General features: G+C 40.5%; 17 protein-coding genes. 9 read left to right on the plus strand and 8 right to left on the minus strand.

The features are described 5' to 3' along the window. The first annotated feature begins 67 nt into the window (after nucleotides 1–67). The 3 genes from AN389_RS03105 to AN389_RS03115 all read left to right on the plus strand — a co-directional run bounded on the left by AN389_RS03105 (nucleotide 68) and on the right by AN389_RS03115 (nucleotide 4,350). Complete coding sequence (locus tag AN389_RS03105; RefSeq protein WP_055019224.1) at nucleotides 68–2,305, plus strand: exonuclease domain-containing protein; 2,238 nt, start codon at nucleotides 68–70, stop codon at nucleotides 2,303–2,305. A gap of 135 nt (nucleotides 2,306–2,440) precedes the next feature. Continuing rightward, nucleotides 2,441–3,334, plus strand: a complete 894-nt coding sequence (locus tag AN389_RS03110) for a hypothetical protein (protein WP_055019225.1) — start codon at nucleotides 2,441–2,443, stop codon at nucleotides 3,332–3,334. 62 nt (nucleotides 3,335–3,396) lie between these two features. Then, entirely contained in the window at nucleotides 3,397–4,350 is a 954-nt protein-coding gene (locus AN389_RS03115; RefSeq protein WP_055019226.1) for a hypothetical protein, read from the plus strand. Here AN389_RS03115 and AN389_RS03120 read toward each other — a convergent pair. Further along, nucleotides 4,334–5,680 carry a S8 family serine peptidase gene (locus AN389_RS03120; protein ID WP_055019227.1) on the minus strand — a complete coding sequence of 449 codons (1,347 nt, stop codon included), beginning with the start codon at nucleotides 5,678–5,680 and terminating at the stop codon, nucleotides 4,334–4,336. The genes AN389_RS03115 and AN389_RS03120 overlap by 17 nt on opposite strands. A gap of 140 nt (nucleotides 5,681–5,820) precedes the next feature. On the opposite strand from AN389_RS03120, the gene AN389_RS03125 reads away from it, so the two are divergent. Genes AN389_RS03125 through AN389_RS03135 form a run of 3 tightly spaced genes read left to right on the plus strand, consistent with a single transcriptional unit; the run spans nucleotide 5,821 to nucleotide 7,587 of the window. Continuing rightward, nucleotides 5,821–6,312 (plus strand): RNA polymerase sigma factor, encoded by a 492-nt coding sequence (locus AN389_RS03125; protein WP_055017227.1) that lies wholly within the window; start codon nucleotides 5,821–5,823, stop codon nucleotides 6,310–6,312. Then, nucleotides 6,309–7,049: an anti-sigma factor gene (locus AN389_RS03130; protein WP_055019228.1), complete on the plus strand. Its 741-nt coding sequence runs from the start codon at nucleotides 6,309–6,311 to the stop codon at nucleotides 7,047–7,049. Before AN389_RS03125 ends, AN389_RS03130 begins: the two co-directional genes overlap by 4 nt. 25 nt (nucleotides 7,050–7,074) lie before the next feature. Beyond that, complete coding sequence (locus AN389_RS03135) at nucleotides 7,075–7,587, plus strand: CC0125/CC1285 family lipoprotein (protein WP_055017229.1); 513 nt, start codon at nucleotides 7,075–7,077, stop codon at nucleotides 7,585–7,587. Nucleotides 7,588–7,617: 30 nt separating this feature from the next. Here the strand turns inward: AN389_RS03135 and AN389_RS03140 are convergent, their stop codons facing one another. Continuing rightward, on the minus strand, nucleotides 7,618–8,502 hold the full coding sequence (locus AN389_RS03140; RefSeq protein WP_055017230.1) for a DMT family transporter: 885 nt from the start codon (nucleotides 8,500–8,502) through the stop codon (nucleotides 7,618–7,620). A gap of 105 nt (nucleotides 8,503–8,607) precedes the next feature. Between AN389_RS03140 and AN389_RS03145 the strand changes: the two genes are divergently transcribed. Further along, complete coding sequence (locus tag AN389_RS03145; RefSeq protein WP_055019229.1) at nucleotides 8,608–9,132, plus strand: hypothetical protein; 525 nt, start codon at nucleotides 8,608–8,610, stop codon at nucleotides 9,130–9,132. Between the two features lie 2 nt (nucleotides 9,133–9,134). Here the strand turns inward: AN389_RS03145 and rsmS are convergent, their stop codons facing one another. Genes rsmS through dinG form a run of 6 tightly spaced genes read right to left on the minus strand, consistent with a single transcriptional unit; the run spans nucleotide 9,135 to nucleotide 13,958 of the window. Beyond that, entirely contained in the window at nucleotides 9,135–9,287 is a 153-nt protein-coding gene (gene rsmS / locus AN389_RS20125; RefSeq protein ID WP_024033713.1) for a pleiotropic regulatory protein RsmS, read from the minus strand. Then, the gene (locus AN389_RS03150; protein WP_055013926.1) at nucleotides 9,271–9,552 is read right to left on the minus strand and encodes a late competence development ComFB family protein; all 282 of its coding nucleotides are present in this window, start codon (nucleotides 9,550–9,552) and stop codon (nucleotides 9,271–9,273) included. Before AN389_RS03150 ends, rsmS begins: the two co-directional genes overlap by 17 nt. Nucleotides 9,553–9,601: 49 nt before the next feature. Then, nucleotides 9,602–10,498 carry a histone deacetylase gene (locus AN389_RS03155; RefSeq protein WP_055019230.1) on the minus strand — a complete coding sequence of 299 codons (897 nt, stop codon included), beginning with the start codon at nucleotides 10,496–10,498 and terminating at the stop codon, nucleotides 9,602–9,604. Further along, complete coding sequence (locus AN389_RS03160; protein WP_055019231.1) at nucleotides 10,498–11,106, minus strand: primosomal replication protein; 609 nt, start codon at nucleotides 11,104–11,106, stop codon at nucleotides 10,498–10,500. The genes AN389_RS03155 and AN389_RS03160 overlap by 1 nt, the downstream gene beginning before the upstream one ends. Next, on the minus strand, nucleotides 11,107–11,883 hold the full coding sequence (locus tag AN389_RS03165) for a TSUP family transporter (protein ID WP_055019232.1): 777 nt from the start codon (nucleotides 11,881–11,883) through the stop codon (nucleotides 11,107–11,109). Next, a complete protein-coding gene (gene dinG / locus AN389_RS03170; protein WP_055019233.1) occupies nucleotides 11,883–13,958 on the minus strand; it encodes an ATP-dependent DNA helicase DinG in 2,076 nt (691 codons plus the stop codon). The genes AN389_RS03165 and dinG overlap by 1 nt, the downstream gene beginning before the upstream one ends. A gap of 233 nt (nucleotides 13,959–14,191) precedes the next feature. Here dinG and AN389_RS03175 point away from each other — a divergent pair, with 233 nt between their 5' ends. Together AN389_RS03175 and AN389_RS03180 are read left to right on the plus strand one after the other, a co-directional pair. Then, nucleotides 14,192–16,534 carry a DNA polymerase II gene (locus tag AN389_RS03175; RefSeq protein WP_055013921.1) on the plus strand — a complete coding sequence of 781 codons (2,343 nt, stop codon included), beginning with the start codon at nucleotides 14,192–14,194 and terminating at the stop codon, nucleotides 16,532–16,534. A gap of 245 nt (nucleotides 16,535–16,779) precedes the next feature. Then, a complete protein-coding gene (locus AN389_RS03180; RefSeq protein WP_055013920.1) occupies nucleotides 16,780–19,401 on the plus strand; it encodes a TonB-dependent receptor domain-containing protein in 2,622 nt (873 codons plus the stop codon). Nucleotides 19,402–19,443: the final 42 nt, after the last annotated feature.

Consider the following 19,443-nt stretch of genomic DNA (forward strand, 5'->3'; position numbering starts at 1 on the left):
AATTTACTTTTATACGATCACTATAGCGTGTTTTAGTTGCAAGTTTAAGATTGAATAATAAGCACAAATGCTAGATACTGTTTTTATATACAGTTGTGACGATGTTATGAAAAAAGAATTACCAGCAAAATACTATTTAGCGCATTTTAGAGAGCTTATTGAGTTTGTAACAAGTAAATGTATGCATTTACTTGAGCCCAAACACAGCCAATTTATTAGTAAAATTAACCAGCTTGATGAGCAAAGCCAATGCATGTTGGCACGTGTGTATTCGCGCAAGCCTTATTTAGTGCAGGCGCAATCGCTCAATTATGAAGAAATAACCTCGCCGCATCAGGCTATTTATACGCTAAAAACAGCGGGTATTTTATATGAGCCAAACGCGCAGCATTACAAGCTACTTATAGCGCATTTAACTAAGCCCATGCTGGTGGAGTTGCTCAGTAATTACAGTGAGCAAGTAAGCTTTAAAAAAAGCGCAGCTAAAGGGGAGTTGGTCACTATTGCGTGCCAATTTTTTAGTGGGCGCGCAGATGATTTAGCCCCTTTATACAGCCAGTATGTCATTAATAACCGAGAAGATTATTACGAGTATTTTGAGTTTTTATTTGCAGGGCGCTTAAGTAGTGGCGATGTAAATCATCAAAACCGCTTTGTTATGCGCGATTTAGGGTTAACCGCTACCCGCGAAGGGCACAGCGAGAGCTTGTCGCGCTTTAATACACTCGCTGAGGCGCAATCTAATTATGTTTTAAACCGTTACCGTTTAGCGTTTAAAAACATTGGCAAAACAGCCGGTAATACAAAAGCTGAAACCTTGGATGATAAAACACCTTACACCGAGCTTGCGCATTTAGTTTTAGCGCAACCGGCGAACGGTGCACAAGCGCACGATATTAAAAACAAGCTGCTGGTTAGGCTGTATAAACAACTTAAAAATACCAATAGCGAACTTGCCTTTAGCCTACTAGAAGACTGCACCGATTACGCCGAAGCCCAAGAGATTCAAATAAGAGAGCAATACCGTTTAGGTAATAAAGAGTGGGTAAAAGCGCAGCTAGAGCAAATAATAGAAAATCCGCTCACCGACGACCTACTGTACTTTGCGGACGACTTTTTAATGCGTAAGTTTAATAAACAAACGCGTTCGCGCTTAAGCACTATGCTAGCCGACACCCAATGTGTACTTGAAATTGACGAAATTTACCGAGGGGATGTAGAGCAAGGCGTAAATGAGCATTACACCGCAAAAGGGTTAACGGTTTTTAATACCGAAAACACCTTATGGCAAAGCTTATTTGGTTTAGTATTTTGGCACGAGTTATTTATAGAGTCGCCATACCCGCCGTGTAATGAATTTGATATTTACCCGCAAGTTTTGCAGCTTGGTAATTTTTATGAAGCACAAAGCACGCAAATTAACGCACGTTTAAAAAGCTGTAGCACTAATCAGGCGCTGCTTAATTTGGTATGTAAGCATGCCGCGCAATACTTTGAGCAGCCCAATGGGTTATTTAGGTGGCGCAGCAATTTATTAGAGCCACTAGAGGCGCTTATTTTAAACAGCCCGCTTGAGGCGTTAATTGCGCACTTAACGGCCATGAGCAAACATTATTTACAGTTAAAAGACGGCTACCCCGATTTAATGGTTATTAATAATGGCCAAGTACATTTTGAAGAGGTAAAAGCCCCGGGTGATAAGCTTAGGCGCAACCAATTAACCACCATTGATAATTTAAAAAATGTAGGTTTTACAGTACATATTGCTGCAGTTAAGTGGTTTGTAGACCCAAACCGTATTTACAGTGTGGTTGATATAGAAACCACGGGCGGCTTAAAAGGCGGTAACCGCATTACCGAAATTGGCATTGTTAAAGTGCAGCACGGTAAAGTAATAGATACCTGGACGACACTTATTAATCCGCAGCGCCATATCCCAAGCTTTATTACTAAACTAACCGGCATAAGCGATGGCATGGTTTACAACGCGCCTGTATTTGCCGATATAGCACAGCCACTACTAGATAAACTCGCAGGCAGTATTTTTGTAGCCCATAACGTAAACTTTGATTACGGTTTTATAAAAAAAGAATGCGAGGTTGCAGGGCACTTTTTTAAAATGCCAAAAATGTGCACCGTGGTTGAATCGCGCAAAGCGTTTAAAGGGTTAAAGTCGTATTCGCTAGGTAACCTTAGCGCGCATTTTAATTTAAATTTAACCAGCCATCACCGCGCATTGGCCGATGCTACCGCCACTGCCGAGCTGTTATTGCTGATCCAAAACAGCGAAACGCACACGCAGTAAACGAGTAACTTATATTTAAGAATATGAAAATTAAGTAATTAATTAACGTTATTATAATTTTTATTTATTTTTGGAATAAAGGTTTTTTGTAAATCGTCTTCTTTATGTCAATCCGACAAACTAGAGGACAAAACAATGACTAAATTAAATAAAATTGTAAGCGTAATGATGTTAAGCGGTGTGTGTACTTTTACAGGTGCAGTGCACGCCGCTGATATTGAAATATCTCAGTCAACGTCGGCGCAGCAACAAACATCTACATCTATTGCGCTTTCACAAAACGGTTTAACAGCCAGTGGTAGCAACGAGTCAAACGTATCTAATGATACACAAGTAACGGCTAATGACTCGCAAAACACAGACTCAACGGCGAATAATACGCAGACTCCAACGCAAGAAAGCAGCGAGGCCGTAGAGCCTGCAAATTTATTAGTTGCATCTGCAAGCGGATCTTTAAATAATGCATTAAATGCATCGGCCTCGTCTTTAAATGCCACAGCCAATTCCACAAGCAATACCACAGTCAATACAGCGCTTGATACAACAGCGCAGTTAACCTCATCGGCGGGTAACTTAACAGCCGCTGCGAGCCAGTCGTCATTACTTTCTGTTACCTCTGAACAAGCTGCACAGGAAGGCACTACCGATACATCAACAGGTGCCTCTTTACTTTCAAATGTGAATAGCGCTAGCGATTCAGTAACACAAGCTGATACAACAAATGCGCTTAATGCGGGTGAGCTTACAAACCAGTTAGCAATTACTAATACGGCTGCAAACTCAGTGAGTTCTGCACTGCAAGTGGGTGATGCAATTAATACCAGTAATGAAGTAGTAAGCAGTGTTCAGCAATCTTTAATTGCCAGTGTGCAAGGCAGTACGGTTAGTAGTTTACAAAGCACGGTACAGCAAAGTGTTAGCGGGCAGGTGAGTGCGGCGGTCACTGATCAAATTAGTAACGATGTAGCACTTAGCACCGCAAGTGAAGTAGTAACCAACATTACTAACGATTTAGACCTAGGCCTTTAATACGCCACGTGTTTGCAAAAATGCCGAATAGGGAAACCTATTCGGCCTGTTGGAGAATAAATATGAAAGCAGTTATTACCGCCACATTGTGTGTTTTTAGTGCCCAAGCGGTGCTTGCACAAACCAACCACGTTAAAACACCTGAGCAAACTAAACCCTTTAAAAGTAGCTTTGAGCTAAACGCAGATGCTGAAGTTGGGGTATTAAGTAACTCGGCGCTCTCTGTCCAGGAACTTGACGATATTTCGTCGCAAAGCGACAGCGGCATAAAAACCGCAGCCGGTGTTAATGCAAAATGGCAATTAACCAAAGGCGCTAAATTAACATCAAGCTATAAGTTTGAACAACAAGACTACGATGAGTTTGATCAATACGATTTAGGCCTGCATCAATATGGTCTAGATGGCAGCTACAGCTTTAATAACCATGAGGTAGGGGGTCGTTACGATGGTGCAAAAGCAAATGTAGATGGCGAACCATTTTTACATTTTAATCAAGCCAGTGTTTATTATGGTCATTTTTTAAACCCGTATACGTATTTTCGTATGAGCATAAAAACCAAAGCTAAACGTTTTACTACTGCAAAAGCACGTAATGCCGACGGTGTAGGCGGCGATGTAGCGCTTTATCATTTTATAAATAATGGTCAAACCATGCTAATGGCAGCGCTAAGTGCCGATAAAGAAAACGCCGACGACAACCAATACGACTTTAACGGCTACGGTTTTACTACTAAAGTTACGCACAAATTTACGGCCTTTAATATGGCTAACAAAGTGGGGGCAGGCTGGCGTTATCAAAATAAAGATTACGATGAGCAAACTACGGATGATTTTTTTGAGCAAATACCGTCGCGAGATGAGCATCGAAATGTAGTTAATGCGTTTTATAACCTAGCTGTGTTTGAGCACGTAACACTCATAGCTGAGGCTGAATATGGCGATTATCAATCAAAGCTTAGTAGTAATACCTATACGCAGTCGGTTTTATCGGCGTCAGTTAAAGTGCACTTTTAGGTGGGTAAATGGCACCATAACCAAAGGTGGTGTCTTTGCCTTGCTCGCCTAAATCGACGGCCAGCGATGTAAGCTCGTTAAGTGCTTTGGTTTTATTATTACCATGCTTTAACAATAAACAACTTAATGCCGCGCTTACATGCGGCGCCGCCATTGACGTACCCGACTCCCTACCAAATTTTCCATTGCCTTGGCTTGTAACAACATTTACACCAAGGGCTGCAAAGTCTATGTAATCACCTTTATTTGACCACCTATAAATTTGGTTTTGTGAATCAATAGCACTTACCGCTATCACGCTTTTATATGCACCTGGGTATAATGGCTGCGACGCCGGCCCTTGGTTACCTGCAGCAGCTACAATTAACACGTTTTGTTTTATTGCAGCAGTAATACTTGCTTCTAAAACTGCGTTATTTGGCCCTGTTAGGCTCATATTTATTACGGGTATTTTATTACTAACTAGCCAGTTAAGTGCTTCTACTATGGCAAATAATGTAGCCCCTTGTGCATAGTCAGATTGCCTATAAAACACCTCGGCACTGTAAAGCTTGGCACTGCCTAAAAGCGGGCTAAGTTTTGCGCCTTTACCTGTAATTAGCCCTGCAATGGCGGTGCCGTGTAAATTTGGCGAGCTTAATCCTTGTGGTAAAAAGCTTTGCGTAGTGATATTTGCGCCTTTAAATGCACTGTGTTTGGTATTAATGGCGCTGTCGATCATGCCAATTTTTACACTTTGTGTGCAGTAAGGCGCAACAGGCTTATTTTGCGTTACTTTTAAGGTAGGCTCGCCTGTTTGCGCTTGGTAAATGTGGTTTCGGTCAAGTATTACAGACTTATCTAGGTTAAGTGCTTTTAATAACTCACTTTTAGAATTAAGACCTTGGGGGGCGTTAAAGCGCACTAAGCTCATATTAAGTGCGTTGTAATTTTTTACCGACACAATAGTTACATTTTGCTGCTTTAGGGCATTAAGTTGTTGGCTATTTGCCATTAATAACCATTGTCGCTCTATTGCTCTAAAGCCGTTTTCAAGCTCTACCTCAACAAATGCAGTGTTTTGGCTATTTATATTAATGTTAAGCACATTAGGTAAGCTGCTAATAGGCTCACTTATCTGCGCTTTTAGTTCATCAATCGAAACTTGTGGTACAGGCACTGGAAGCGGCAGGTGCTGTGCTCGCTCTATAGTTTGCTCAATACGCTGCTCTATAGGGTTTAACTGCCCAAGCACCTGATCAACTTTTACTATATTAGCTGAGCTCGTTGCGCTAAATACGCAAAGCGAAGTGGCTATTATGTGTTTAACGCGTGTGTTTTTAATATTCATAGTGGGTTACTTCTATTAAATTTATCATGCTGCTTAGTTAACGTTTAACACATAGAAATATTTCATTATTCAAATTATTTTGATTATTTGGGAATAAATGTTTTTTTGAATCGTCTTCTTTATAAAAGGGGTAAAAATCAATGAACGAAACTCTAAAAACCTTATTGCCCATGCTTAGGCGCTTTGCCTATTCGCTAACGGGTAGTAAAGCAGATGCAGACGATGTAGTGCAAATAACAATTGAAAAACTATTAGTAAAAGGTATTCCAGATGACGTTGAGCCTGCTAAATGGGCGTTTAAAATTTGCCGTAATGTGTGGATAGACGAGTACCGCTCACGCAAAGTAAGGCAAAATACGGCTCAGGCCGATATATTACCAGAGCCAATTACAAGTAATGAGCATCAAACACTCGAAAACAAACAAATGCTTAAAAATGTAAATACAGCACTTGGGCAATTACCCGAAGAGCAACGGGCCATTGTATCGCTGGTGGCAGTGCAGGGCATGGCCTATAAAGAAGTCGCACAAACGCTCGATATACCTATAGGCAGTGTAATGAGTAAATTATCGCGCGCACGCAGTACACTTTATAATTTAATAAAACCCGACTTTAAAAAGGAGCAAGTATGAACATTAACGACGAAACACTTAGCGCCTTTTTAGACTCAGAACTCAGCGAGCACGAAATGGAGCAAGTGCGTAAAGCCCTCGAAACCAATGATGAACTAGTCATGCGACTTGCAGAGCTAAGCGAAGTAGACATGCTAGTGAAAGAGCACGCTTCAAGTATTGATGACGCCCCCCTTAGTGACTCATTAGCTAAAACGGTTGCAAAGCTTGATACAGCAACAACAAAAAACACGTTAAATAGCAATGTAGTAACGTTAACGCCTTGGCAAAAGGTTAAGCAATCGGCTAATAAAAGCTTAGCAATAGCTGCAAGCGTTGCCGTGGTATTTGGGATAGCAATGACGAGTTACTTACAACCCAATGAGTCGCAAAATTTAGTAGCCAGTAACATAGCTTCAGCCCTTAATACACAGCTAAGTAGTGGTAAATATGAGCAAAGTGATGGCTCAGTATTTAGCGCGCAGCTTAGTTTTAAAAATCAGCAAGGTGAGCTTTGTAGGCAGTATGCACTAAGCTCAAACAATACAACGCAAACAAGCATTGCTTGTAAAACACAAAGCGGTTGGCAAATTAAAGCGCAAACAGTCGCGCAGCAAAGTAATAACGGCGCGCAATATCAAACAGCGTCTAACAACAATGAGTTAGATGCTGTTATAGACAGCATGATCAGCGGCGTACCACTAGATAGAGCGCAAGAGCAGCAAGCAATTAGTGTAAAGTGGCAGTTAAACCAATAATAGTTTTTATAAAACGAGGTGAATGATGAAAACATCTATTTTAATTATCAGTATTTTACTTATGGCGGGTTGCGCATCAAAACCCGACTACCGCCCAGCTAATAATGGCTCACAAGGTTATAGCGAGCAAAAAATTAGTGACGATCAATACCGCGTCGAGTTTAAAAGTGTATCAAACAACGTAGCCGATGCCGGTGACTATGCATTATTGCGCGCGGCTGAGCTTACCCAAGCACAAGGCTACGACTGGTTTGTTGTAACAAATAAAGAAACCTTTGTTGAGTCTAAATCGCAAGCGCCCGCATCATCTATTAGTGCATCACACAGTCAGCAATATGAGCGAAACTGTGGTTTTTTAACCTGCGAAACACGTGTACGTCCGAGCAATAGCGTAGGAGTACAAGTGAGCAATAATGATAAACGCAAAGAAGTACACACCCTGATTGACATTAAAATGGGCAAAGGCATTAAACCCAGCGACAACAGCTATAGCGCTCAAGACTTAATTGAAAATTTAAGCAAAAAGGCTCAAAAGTAAGCGTTTGGTAAAAGTTCTTGATATAAGCACTTAGCTTGTTTTAGCTAAGTGCTTTTTTCGTGGTAAAAAACCAGTAACCAGCATAGTGCCCATAATAACAAATAATGCGCCGAGTAACGTATTTGGCCCTATTTGCTCATCTAAAATTACATGCCCCCAAAAAATGCCAAATAACGGAATTAAAAACGTGACCGTTAAAGCTGAAGTTGGGCCTATATCGTCAATAAGTTTAAAAAATAAAATATAAGCAAGTGCGGTACACACCACGCCAAGGGCTAACACGCCAAGCATAACGTCGGTACTAGGTACTTCGCGAATAGGCATAAAAAGTATAAGGGGTAGTACTATAAAACTGGCTGCCCACATAGAGCCGTGTGCGTTATCGAACGGGGCAAGCTTAGGGGCATTTTTTGTATAATGTGATGCAATGGCATAACACAGTGAAGCGCTTAGCGCTGCTGCAATCGCAATAAGTGAATGAGTATTTAATACAAGATGATTTTGCCCAACTAAAATTGCCACGCCTATTAAACCAAGCATCAAACCTAAAACCATACTTTTAGTCGGTTTGATTTTACTCCAAATAATACCTACCACTGCGCCCCAAATAGGGGTTGTTGAATTTAAAATCGATAAAGTAGAGGCGCTAATAGTTTGCGCTGCGTATGCAAAAAGTAAAAAGGGAAGGGCAGAATTAAGCGCACCAATTATAAAAAAGTGCTTGGTGTGCTTAGTAAACGCCAAGTGGCGTTTTAAATACAGCGCCACTATAAAAAGGGTGAGTGCGGCAAAGCCGACTCTAAATTCTATTAACACCGCTGGGCCTAGGCTATTTGCCGCCATTCGCATAAATAAAAATGAGGCGCCCCAAATTGCAGCCAGAAAAAATAACCGAAGTAAACTTGCTAAGCTCATGATAGTATTTTAATTATACAAATTAATTTATAGAGTAACAGGCTTGGCAATAACTGTAAGCCAGATTCGGTACTCGCATATAAAAATAATAAAAAAGGAATAGTCATGAGCCGGTATTTACTGATCACAGCAATAATGGGAGTGGGTTTATTAAGTGGTTGTGGGTCTACGCCTGTTAATTTATACGATGACACCACCATGAAAAAACATGAGTACAACGGCATAAAAGCATATAAAAAAGGAGATTTTAAACAAGCTTTTATGTACCTAAAAGACCCTGCAGCGCTTGGTTATAAAAGTGCGCAATACACATTGTCGTTTATGTTTTTAAAAGGGCAGTACTTAACACAATCCACTAACATGGGGATGGGGTGGCTAGGGGTTGCAAAAGAGGCTGGAGTTGAAAGTTGGCAGGCGCAATACAATACGTTTTTTAACGCGGCTACTTCGGCGCAACAGCAACAAATAGACGAAACCGTTGCGTTGTACATAAGCCAGTATGGTAGTAAAGCACAAAAAATGACGTGCCGTCGCTCGACTACCCCAAGACGCACGTTTGGCGAAATTAAAATAGACTGTAACAAACACGAGGGCACTGTGACTAAATACGATGTGCAAACACAAGAGTAATGCTAAGCTGTAGCTTGTTTTTGCTCAAAGTCACTTTTTACAATTTCGAGTGCTTTTAACACATCCTCTGGAGCAACCTCGTGCTGCTCCAGCAGCATAATTAAATCCACCGCAAGTTTTACATGTGTAGGGGCGTTATCAAGTGGGCTGGTCATTTAAGTCTTTCTTTTTTGAAATTTGAGTAATGGCTACATCAATAGCGGTTTGTACGCGCTCTTCCATGTGAATACGTTCACTTTGCGGTAAATAAAATGCCATATCTACATCGTAGCGAATATAGCGAGGGGGAAGTTGATTGAGCACCGTACAACAAAAATCGGCCATTACATCTTCACTGTAAACTTTATCTAGTTTACGTTTAATGATCTCTTCAACCACAATTTTTTCGTAAAAGTTATGTATGTCGTCGTGCAGTCGCATCGTGCTAGCGCCTTTTATGGGGTCCGTTTATTTGAGTGTATACTAAGCACTAAAATAAATCGATAGCCGCTTTAAATAGTTGTTTATGCACATTTATTAACGACTCTACGTTGCGTTGATAGCCCCCACCAAGCGCGCACATAACAGGTAAATTGTTCTCTTTACAAAAATTGAGTATAAAGTGATCGCGCTTGTAAACACCTCCAAGGGATACATTAAATAGACCAAGCTCGTCTTTTTTGTAAATATCAGCCCCTGCGTTATATAAAATAATATCGGGGTTATGAATACGCACGCAAAATTCGAGAGCTTGTTGTACCGTTGTTAAGTATTCGGTGTCTGAGGTGTTGGCAGGCAGAGCGAAGTCGTAATCGGATTGCTGCTTTAAGCGCGGAAAGTTTTGCTCGCAATGAATAGAGCAAGTAATAATAGCGTTATTATGTTGCGTAATTTGAGCCGTGCCATCGCCTTGGTGTACATCACAATCATATATTAATACGGTATCGACTTGGTTTGTGTTGATTAAATGCGCGCCAGCCACAGCTAAATCGTTAAAAATACAAAAGCCACTGCCGTAATCGCTATATGCATGATGATAACCACCACTTAAATTAGCGCAAAAGCCATGTTTTAGGGCGTATTCGCTGCCTTGAATACTTGCCCCAACTGAAAGCAGCGTACGCTCTACTAATTCGCGTGAATACGGGAAACCCATTTTTTTAATTGCTTTATTACTGAGCGTGGCGTTTAAAAAATCATTTATGTAGTCTTGGCTATGGCACAGTGCGAGCTGCTCGGGCGTTGTTTTGGTTGGTGTATTAAACTGTGTAGTACCAAAGCCTAAGCGTTCTATTTCTGCTTTTAGCATTTGGTATTTTTGAATAGGAAAACGGTGGCGCTCAGGAAGCGTTAAAGCACTGTAGAGCGGGTGGTAAAAAAGCAGCATTAGCGTAATTGTTGCTTTTCGACTTGTTGAATTTTATCTTCGGTGGCCGAAATAGCTTTACGGCAGCGGCCTAAACGCGCATGCGTGGTTAAAATTTCCATATTAAGTTTTTGTGCTTGCGCTGGGCTGGCTTTTTCCATTTGTAGTTTACGCTCTTCAATCATTAACACTAAGCGTCGTTCAAACTCGTGGTTTTGTTTAAGCTCGTCGTATAGCTCATGCGATGATTGCATAATTTTTTTTACGGCTTGCTTATAAACCGTATTTTTTGGCCTAGGTTTGTACTGGCTTTTGTTTTCTTTTGCCCAAATAGGAGTCGATTTAATAACATTAAATACAGCGTGTACTTGATTACCTATACGCTCAAGTGCATAAGCATAAGCATGGCGGTGTTCACTGGGTGGTAAGCTGGTAATTTCGTCTTCAATTTCTGTTACGTAGTCAGTTAAGTTCATGCTTTTAGTACTAAATACGCAGCGGTCAAATAAACTAGGCTGCGCCTGCATATAGCGGTTTTTAGAAAACAACTTTGCGCTATCAAATTGCTCAGCTTGTTGTTTAAGCGTAGCAACTTGTTGGCGTAATTTATCTAACGCGTGTGTTTGCATTTACAAATAAGCCTCGTAAATCAGTTTTAATGCTAGCAGTATAACCATAGTGTTAAAAACAGGGCGAATAAACTTACCGCCAAAGCGAATGGCTGAGTGAGCGCCAATCCAAGCACCTAACATTATAAAAAAGCCCATGATTAGGCCTAATAAAAAGTTTACATGACCAAGTGCCACAAAGGTAATAAGCGATATAAAATTAGATACAAAGTTCATTGAACGGGCTAATCCACAGTTAAGCAGCAAGCTCATTTTATAAAATAAACTATTAGATGCGGTCCAAAAAGTACCAGCGCCTGGGCCTGCTACGCCATCAAAAAAACCTAACGCTAAACCCTGCAACCACTGCTTTAGTTTAAGTATTGGGGTTACTTTTGGTAAATCATCCCCTTGTGTGGTGCTTAAGCTACCAAACAAGCTATAACAGGCCACCATAATAATAATGATAGGCAAAAGCTTATTTAAAAATTCAATACTTAAATGATCAACTATTAACGTACCAATCACAGCGCCTATGGCGGTAGCAAAAATGGAGTTTGCCCAAAACGTAGGACTAAATAGATTTTTTTTATAATACGTGTAGCTGGCCGTTAATGAACCAAAGCTAGCCGCAAGTTTATTGGTGCCTAGCGTTACATGCGGTGGCAAGCCTGCGGTGAGTAGTGCGGGTACGGTAAGTAACCCACCGCCGCCGGCAATTGCATCAATAAAGCCAGCAGCAAGGGCCGCGGCACATAAAACGGCCAGTGTTGTGGGATCTAGTGCAAGTTCAAACATTAATAATCTATTTGTCTTTTAAAAGGTGGTAAGGTGTCGAGCATGGCTTTGCCGTAGCGCTTGGTAACTAAGCGTCTATCGAGAATGGTTATACGGCCTTCATCGCTCTCTTTTCGCAGCAGTCTACCACAGCTTTGTACCAATTTCTTTGCTGCATCGGGCACGGTGATAGACAAAAACGGGTTACCGCCTTTACTTTGTACAAATTCGGCTTGGGCTTCTTCTATTGGTGATGTAGGTACGGCAAATGGTATTTTTGTAATTATTAGGTTTTCTAAATATTTACCAGGCAAATCAAGCCCTTCTGAGAGGCTTTGCGTACCAAACAAAATACTACCTTTACCACTATCAATATTTTGAGTGTGCTTTTTTAATAATGCCTCTCGCGACATTTCGCCCTGCACTAATAAGTTAAAACCTTTTGTTCTAAGAAACTTAGCCACATGGTCCATTTGCCAATACGATGCAAACAACACTAAATTAGCTTTTTTTGTGTTTAAGTACTCAGGCAAGGTTTGCGCTATATGATCGCTAAAGGCTTTGTCGGTTGGCTCAATTTTACTTACCGGAATACGCAAGGTTGCTTGTTTAGGGTAATCAAAAGGAGAGGGGACCTTAATAAACTTAACACCTTCTTCTTTTGCTAAGCCACTTTCATAAGCAAAATGATCAAACGAACCGAGAGCACTTAAAGTAGCAGAACACAAAACTGCACCGGCGCATTCATTCCATAGTTTGTCTTTTAAGTAGTAGCCAACTTCGATAGGACAATCACTTAATAGGTGATCGTGATGGTTTTTATATTCTAAACGCTTTATCCACCTAGCGTGGGGTGTGCCTTCGCCTTTATTTGCATAGCTATACCACAGCTTATTTAATTGCTCTAAGCGGTTTATGTAGTGTCCGCTTTCGGCCAAAACAGGGTCGGCAACGTAGGGTTTTATATCGCCATCGCTTACATCTTGCGTGAGGGTATCGTGCATTTTATTTAAACAACGCAGTGCATCTAGGGTGGCATCACTTATATCTTTAGCTTTGTTGTGCAATGATTTTGGTATTTCGCCATGCTCAAAACGGTATGTGTCGTCTTTTGAATATTCAAAGTCGGCATTATCAAGAATATCACGCACTACTTTTAAGTCTTTATTAGCATCGTTAATGCTATCGCATAGCTTAAAGTTTTGCCCAATGGCTTTTTGCCCCACTAGTACCTTAGACATTTTGCCGCTAAATTTGGTGAGCTTATCGAGCCAATCAATAGTGCCTTTAATAGTGGCCGCTGCCGATGAAAAGTCGCGGGTAATATGCGCAAGGTGGTGCGCTTCATCTATTACATAAATAGTATTATCGGGCTCGGGTAAAATTTTACCACCCCCTAAATCCAAATCAGCGAGTAATAACGAATGATTAATTACAAGTACATCCATTTGCATAAGCTGATTACGAGCAAGCTGAAATGGACAAGTTTGGTGGGCTTTCATTTGGCGTTGGCATGCGTGTTTATCGCAAGCGATTAAGTTCCATACCCTATCGGGGATGGTGTCGGCCCAGCTATCTCTGTCACCTTGCCACTTTTTATTTACATAGGCATCGTAAAGACCTTTTAAGCATTTAGTTTCCATAACACTTAGCGGCGAGGTAAGTGTGGGCATAAACTCCATTTGCGTTTGGCTATCACCATTAACTGCGTTATGTAGTTTATGGGCACATATATAGCGCTGCCTGCCTTTTACTAGGTCAAACTTAAAGTCGAGCCCAGAATGCTTTTTAAAAAAAGGCAGCTCTTTTGCTATTAATTGCTCTTGCAGTGCCACGGTAGCCGTAGAAATAACTAGCTTCTTTTTTTGTGCAAGGGCAAGCGGTAGTGCGCCTAAACAATAGGCAAGTGATTTACCTGTACCTGTGCCTGCTTCAATTACACAAATGCGCTGCTTTTTATGGTATTCGCCAGCCAGTGTTTTTGCTATTTCGGCAACTAGGTAGTTTTGGCTACTACGCGGGCGGTAATCAATGAGGTTATTAGCCACATGCTGGTGTACTTGCCTAATGGTTTTTTTTAGTTGGTCAGAAAGCATGGGGAGATAAACCTAAAATATGTATATAATTACAGTGTAGGAATTTTAGAGTTATAACCGTGTAACTACAAGCAACGATGAAATTAATTTAGTAAATTAATGCGGCGATTTTTTAAGTTTATAAATTACTCCCTATTGTGGTCTGTTTATATTTTGAGATTGAACAATTATCAACCCTTAATGTTTATAGGCCCTAAAGTAGAAAAACAAAATATAAGTAAGGTTTATTGATAGTGTATTTAACTTCTGGCTTTGTACTTTCTGCACAAGCGCACGATAGCGCTCAGGGTTTACAATATGAAATTTGGTTTGCTACCGATAATGGACCTATAAAAACAATTTCTGAGAATGAAACCGCGCTATTTTTTATAAAAAAGTCAGATGAAAAAGCAGCTCAAGCTATTTTATCTGCCGAATCACTGAACTTTTTAATCAAACCTCTTTCACTTAAAAACTTTCAGCAGCAAGTAATGTGTGGCTGTTACTTTTACTCGCTCAAACACTTTTATAGTGCGAGCAAAGCGTTAAAAAGTCGCGGTATTACACTTTATGAAGATGATATAAGGCCCATTGAGCGCTATTTAATGGAACGCTTTATTAAAGGTGGAGCGTGGGTTACGGGTAAACGAGTAGATCATGCGCATTACATTGAAATTTTAGATGCTAAATTAAAAGCTAACGCAGACTATACACCTACACTTTCTAAGTTATCACTTGATATAGAGTGTAATGAAAGTGGAGTGCTGTTTTCTGTTGGCTTAGTAGGCTGTGGTTTAGACTGCGTGATTATGATTGGCGAACCTGAGTATCATGATCCAAACATTGGTTATACTATTATATGGTGCGAAGACGAGGTTGCTCTATTGCATCAGCTTGTAACACTTATTAAGCAATGCGACCCAGATATTATTATTGGGTGGAATGTTATTGAGTTTGATTTTGCAGTTATTTATGAGCGCTCTGTGGCACTTGGAGTAAAACTATTACTAGGAAGAGGAAACCTTCCTTTATATGTTCGAAAAGGGCATTTTACACGGGTGTCTATTCCTGGGCGCTGCGTAATAGATGGTATTGATACTCTAAAAAATGCCACTTATAGCTTCGAGACCTTCTCACTTGCCAATGTTTCAAAAGAGATTTTAGGTGAATCTAAATTAATCGAGTCCAGTAACGGCTTACAAGAGATTATTCGTCAATTTAATGAAGATAAGCTCGCGCTCGCTAACTACAACCGCCAAGACTGCATACTTGTTAATAAAATTTTCGATAAGCTAAAGCTTCTCGATTTTGCAGTTATTCGCACACAGCTAACCGGCCTTGAGCTCGAAAAGCGTGGCGGCTCAGTGGCGGCTTTTGTAAACATGTATTTGCCTTTACTACATAGAAGCGGTTATGTAGCCCCCAATATGGGCGATCATGGGCTGACTTTTGAAAGTCCAGGTGGTTATGTTATGGAGTCGGTACCGGGGCTGTATAAAAATGTCATCGTGCTTGATTTTAAAAGCCTGTACCCCAGTATTATGCAAACCTTTCATATAGACCCGCTTGGCCTGATAGAAGGGATTGAAAACCCTGAAAATAGTATTGAAGGTTTTAATAGCGCACAGTTTTCTCGAGAGCAGCACCACTTACCCAAGCTTATAAAAAGCCTAGCACTCCAGCGTCAACGAGCTAAAGATAATCACGATTTAATGCTATCCCAAGCCATTAAAATAATAATGAACAGCTTATATGGTGTATTAGGATCACAAGGCTGTCGTTTTTATGACCCTAGACTCTCAAGTTCTATTACTTTACGTGGCCATGAAATAATGCAGCAAACTAAAAAGTGGATTGAAGAGCAAGGTTATAGCGTTATTTACGGCGATACCGATTCGACCTTTGTAAAATTAACGGATGATTTAAGTGTTGAAGTGTGTAATAAAATAGGTAAACAGTTAGCTAAACACATAAACACGTTGTGGCAGCAACACATACACGCTAAATATAATTTAACTAGCCATTTAGAAATAGAGTTTGAATCGCTTTACAGCCCGTTTTTTTTACCCACCATAAGAGGTAAAAGTGTGGGGTCTAAAAAGCGCTATGTAGGTCAGTTGATAAAGCCGGAAGAATCAAAATTGGTTTTTAAAGGCTTAGAAACCGTAAGAAGTGACTGGACTAAACTGGCTCAACAGTTCCAATTTGACTTATTTACCCTCCTTTTTAATCAACCTGAGCAAATTAGTGACCTTGTAAACGATTACATTAGTAAACTTTTACGTGGCGAATTTGATCATTTGCTGGTTTTTAAAAAACGTTTAGGTCAAAACTTAACCGATTATCAAAAAAATATCCCACCCCATGTACAAGCAGTAAAAAAGTTTCAGAAACAAAATAGTGAATTTACGCCAAAAAGAGGTGAATTTGTTACATTCGTTTACACAACCCACGGTGTTGAGCTGTATCAGGGGCTGCATAGCTATGACTACCCATTGTATATAGATAAACAGATTGTACCTTTATTAGAAATGGTTGCACAGTTTGTTAACGTTAACGTAAACAATTTTGAGCTAAAACAGTTCGAATTGTTCTAACTTGTACCCATTAATGCATTTTTTGATTACATAATCCACGTTTTAGCTCTATTTTTGTACAGCAATTCTTCATTTAAGCTAAAAACCAATAAAAACCCCTTTTTTAATTAATATTTGGTTAACAGTAGTTGGCTTTTAGATATTTTTTGTTTAGTATTTGGTTTAGTCGCTGTTAACAAACTGTGACAACAAAAAATAATTAAATAATAGTCGCTTCTAACAAGTGGTGACCCAGGGAGAATCAAATGTTAAATAATAAAGTTTCAAAGGCAGTTCGCTTAGCGATTGCATTTGGTGCAGTATCAACAGCTGCATTTTCGTCAAGTTCATTTGCTGCAGAAGAAGAGTCTGCAGAGAAAGTAGAACGCATCCAAGTAACTGGTTCACGTATCAAACGTACAGATTTAGAGGGTGCTTCTCCAGTAGTATCTATTACTTCTGCTGATATTAAACTAGAAGGTGACTACACAGTTGCAGATGCGCTACGTTCTAGTTCATTAAACTCATTCGGTTCGTTTTCAGAGCGTTCTGGTAGCTCAGCTCAATCACAGGCAACTATCAACTTACGTGGTGCTGGCTCACGTCGTACTTTAGTACTTTTAAATGGTCGTCGTTTCCCTGGTTCACCAACATTAGGTGGTGCTTCTGCTAACCTTAATGCTATTCCAATGGCTGCTGTTGAACGTATCGATATCATGACTGAAGGTGCATCTTCTATTTATGGTTCTGATGCAATGGCGGGTGTTGTTAACGTAATTTTAAAAGAAAACTTTGAAGGCCTAACGTTTAACATCGGTGCAGGTCACCGTGACCAAGACGAAGGTACTACTTCTACAGAGTTTTCTGTAACAGGTGGTGTATCTAGCGATAAAGGTAACATTACATTCTCTTTTGACCACCAATCTCGTAAAGGCATTTCAGATGCTGACCGTGACTACACTAAAGCGCAAATTGGTGATTTAGACGGTGATGGCGACATTGAGGCTTACACTGCAGATACTGTAGGTTGGTCTTACTACGGCGCTACTGTACTTTCACCTGATTTTGCTACAGCATCAGCTTCACTTTTATGTGACGATTTAATCTCTGAATACGGTGAAGATACTTTCCGTCGCGTTGATGCAAACGAAAGCTGGGGTCCAGGCTCTGAGTACTGTATGTATGCGTTCGCTAACGTATCTTACAACACAGCTTCAATCGACCGTAACACATTATATGTTAGTGCTAACTACGAGCTAACAGACGACATTGAGTTCTTTGCTCAAACAATGTTTGTACAAAACTCTTCATTTGGTCGTTACGCTCCACCGGCTGCACCATGGGAAAACATGTCAGCTGATAACCCACACAACCCATACGGTGAAGACGGTGCATATGGTTTATTCCGTTGGGTAGGTATAGGTACACGTGATGGTAACGTAGACGATTACAACCAAGATTTAACAGCTGGTTTACGTGGTGATTTAGATTGGAACAACGCTTCTTGGGAAGTTTACTACCACCACAACAAAGCAGATAACAAATCTGTGGGTGAGTACTACCTTTCTTACAGCGGTTTAGCATACAACGAAGCTAACGATATCGATTTAGGCTCTGATGAAGGCATTGCCAACATGAAATCGACTACGTTACAAAGCTCTGCTTCTACTTTTGACCAATACTTTGCTGGTTTAGGTTTTGACTTATTTGAACTACCAGGGGGCGCTGTTGCTCACTACGTAGGTGTTGAGTACTTTGAACAAACTTACGAAGATATTTACGATGGTCAATCTGAAGCTGGCCTAATCGGTGGCTCTGCTGGTAACTCTTCAATGGGTGACCGTGATGTTACTGCTATCTTCTTCGAATCAGTACTACCAGTTTCTGATACAGTAGAAGTAAACTTAAAAGCTCGTTACGATGATTACTCTGACTTCGGTGATAACCTTGCTCCTGCAGTATCTGCTCGTTGGCAGGTTGCTGATAACGTAGTGATTCGTGGTTCTTACTCTGAGTCTTTCCGCGCGCCAGGCCTAGATTTACTTAACGCAGCACGTACATTCTCAGCTGAATCTGCAATCGATTACTCTGCAGGCTCTACTACATCACGTCAGTACGATACGTACTACACAGCAAACTCAGAGCTTGAAGCGGAAGAGTCAGATTACATCAACTTAGGTGTGGCGTGGGATGTAAACGACAACTTAAGCTTTAAGTTAGATTACTTCCAACTTTCTATTGATAACGTTATACAGTCAAAATCTCTACAGGGCTTATTATCTGATGAGGCAGCTGGCCTAATCACTGCAGTAAGTGCTGATACAGATACGTCTAACGAAACTTTCTACCTTAAGCGTTCTGCTTCAGGTACGCTACTTGAAGCGGGTACTTCTTACTTTAACGGTGCTGGTTTCGAAATTGAAGGTTTTGACTTCACTATTAATGCAAACGTAGAGACTGATTTTGGTGATTTCCGCTTTAACAATGTTAACAGTGTAACTCTTTCATACGATTCTGAAGTGGGTGGTGTTGTACAAGACACTGCTGGTTGGTCTGGCCAACCTGATCTTAAGTCAGTAGCAACAATTTCTTGGTCACTTGATGATCACACAGTATCTTGGAACTCTACTTACACAGCAAGTACGTCTGAAACTGAAGTTGATGAAGATGGTGATGGTTTCTACGAGCAATCAGGTGACTTAGACAGCTGGTTAATCCATAACTTAACTTACAGCTACAATGCAGGTGTTTACGGCGCTGTAACATTTACAGTAAGTAACTTAACTGATGAAGACCCAGTTCTTTCTTCAGCTGGTACATGGGATAACCAAGACCTTTACAACAACTTTGGTCGTGATTACCGTCTAAACTACTCAATTAGCTTCTAATATTAATTAGAAACAGGTTGGTATATAGGGCTGAATTTATTC

Source organism: Pseudoalteromonas sp. P1-7a (genome assembly GCF_001401855.1).
Lineage (GTDB): Bacteria > Pseudomonadota > Gammaproteobacteria > Enterobacterales > Alteromonadaceae > Pseudoalteromonas.

What these genes read in the sequence shown, in the direction of transcription:
- AN389_RS03145 (WP_055019229.1), top strand. Translation starts at nt 8,608, where the DNA reads ATGAGCCGGTATTTACTGATCACAGCAATAATGGGAGTGGGTTTATTA.
- dinG (WP_055019233.1), bottom strand. Translation starts at nt 13,958, where the DNA reads ATGCTTTCTGACCAACTAAAAAAAACCATTAGGCAAGTACACCAGCAT.
- AN389_RS03110 (WP_055019225.1), top strand. Translation starts at nt 2,441, where the DNA reads ATGACTAAATTAAATAAAATTGTAAGCGTAATGATGTTAAGCGGTGTG.
- AN389_RS03160 (WP_055019231.1), bottom strand. Translation starts at nt 11,106, where the DNA reads ATGCAAACACACGCGTTAGATAAATTACGCCAACAAGTTGCTACGCTT.
- AN389_RS03130 (WP_055019228.1), top strand. Translation starts at nt 6,309, where the DNA reads ATGAACATTAACGACGAAACACTTAGCGCCTTTTTAGACTCAGAACTC.
- AN389_RS03155 (WP_055019230.1), bottom strand. Translation starts at nt 10,498, where the DNA reads ATGCTGCTTTTTTACCACCCGCTCTACAGTGCTTTAACGCTTCCTGAG.
- AN389_RS03115 (WP_055019226.1), top strand. Translation starts at nt 3,397, where the DNA reads ATGAAAGCAGTTATTACCGCCACATTGTGTGTTTTTAGTGCCCAAGCG.
- AN389_RS03165 (WP_055019232.1), bottom strand. Translation starts at nt 11,883, where the DNA reads ATGTTTGAACTTGCACTAGATCCCACAACACTGGCCGTTTTATGTGCC.
- AN389_RS03140 (WP_055017230.1), bottom strand. Translation starts at nt 8,502, where the DNA reads ATGAGCTTAGCAAGTTTACTTCGGTTATTTTTTCTGGCTGCAATTTGG.
- rsmS (WP_024033713.1), bottom strand. Translation starts at nt 9,287, where the DNA reads ATGACCAGCCCACTTGATAACGCCCCTACACATGTAAAACTTGCGGTG.
- AN389_RS03180 (WP_055013920.1), top strand. Translation starts at nt 16,780, where the DNA reads ATGTTAAATAATAAAGTTTCAAAGGCAGTTCGCTTAGCGATTGCATTT.
- AN389_RS03120 (WP_055019227.1), bottom strand. Translation starts at nt 5,680, where the DNA reads ATGAATATTAAAAACACACGCGTTAAACACATAATAGCCACTTCGCTT.
- AN389_RS03125 (WP_055017227.1), top strand. Translation starts at nt 5,821, where the DNA reads ATGAACGAAACTCTAAAAACCTTATTGCCCATGCTTAGGCGCTTTGCC.
- AN389_RS03105 (WP_055019224.1), top strand. Translation starts at nt 68, where the DNA reads ATGCTAGATACTGTTTTTATATACAGTTGTGACGATGTTATGAAAAAA.
- AN389_RS03135 (WP_055017229.1), top strand. Translation starts at nt 7,075, where the DNA reads ATGAAAACATCTATTTTAATTATCAGTATTTTACTTATGGCGGGTTGC.
- AN389_RS03150 (WP_055013926.1), bottom strand. Translation starts at nt 9,552, where the DNA reads ATGCGACTGCACGACGACATACATAACTTTTACGAAAAAATTGTGGTT.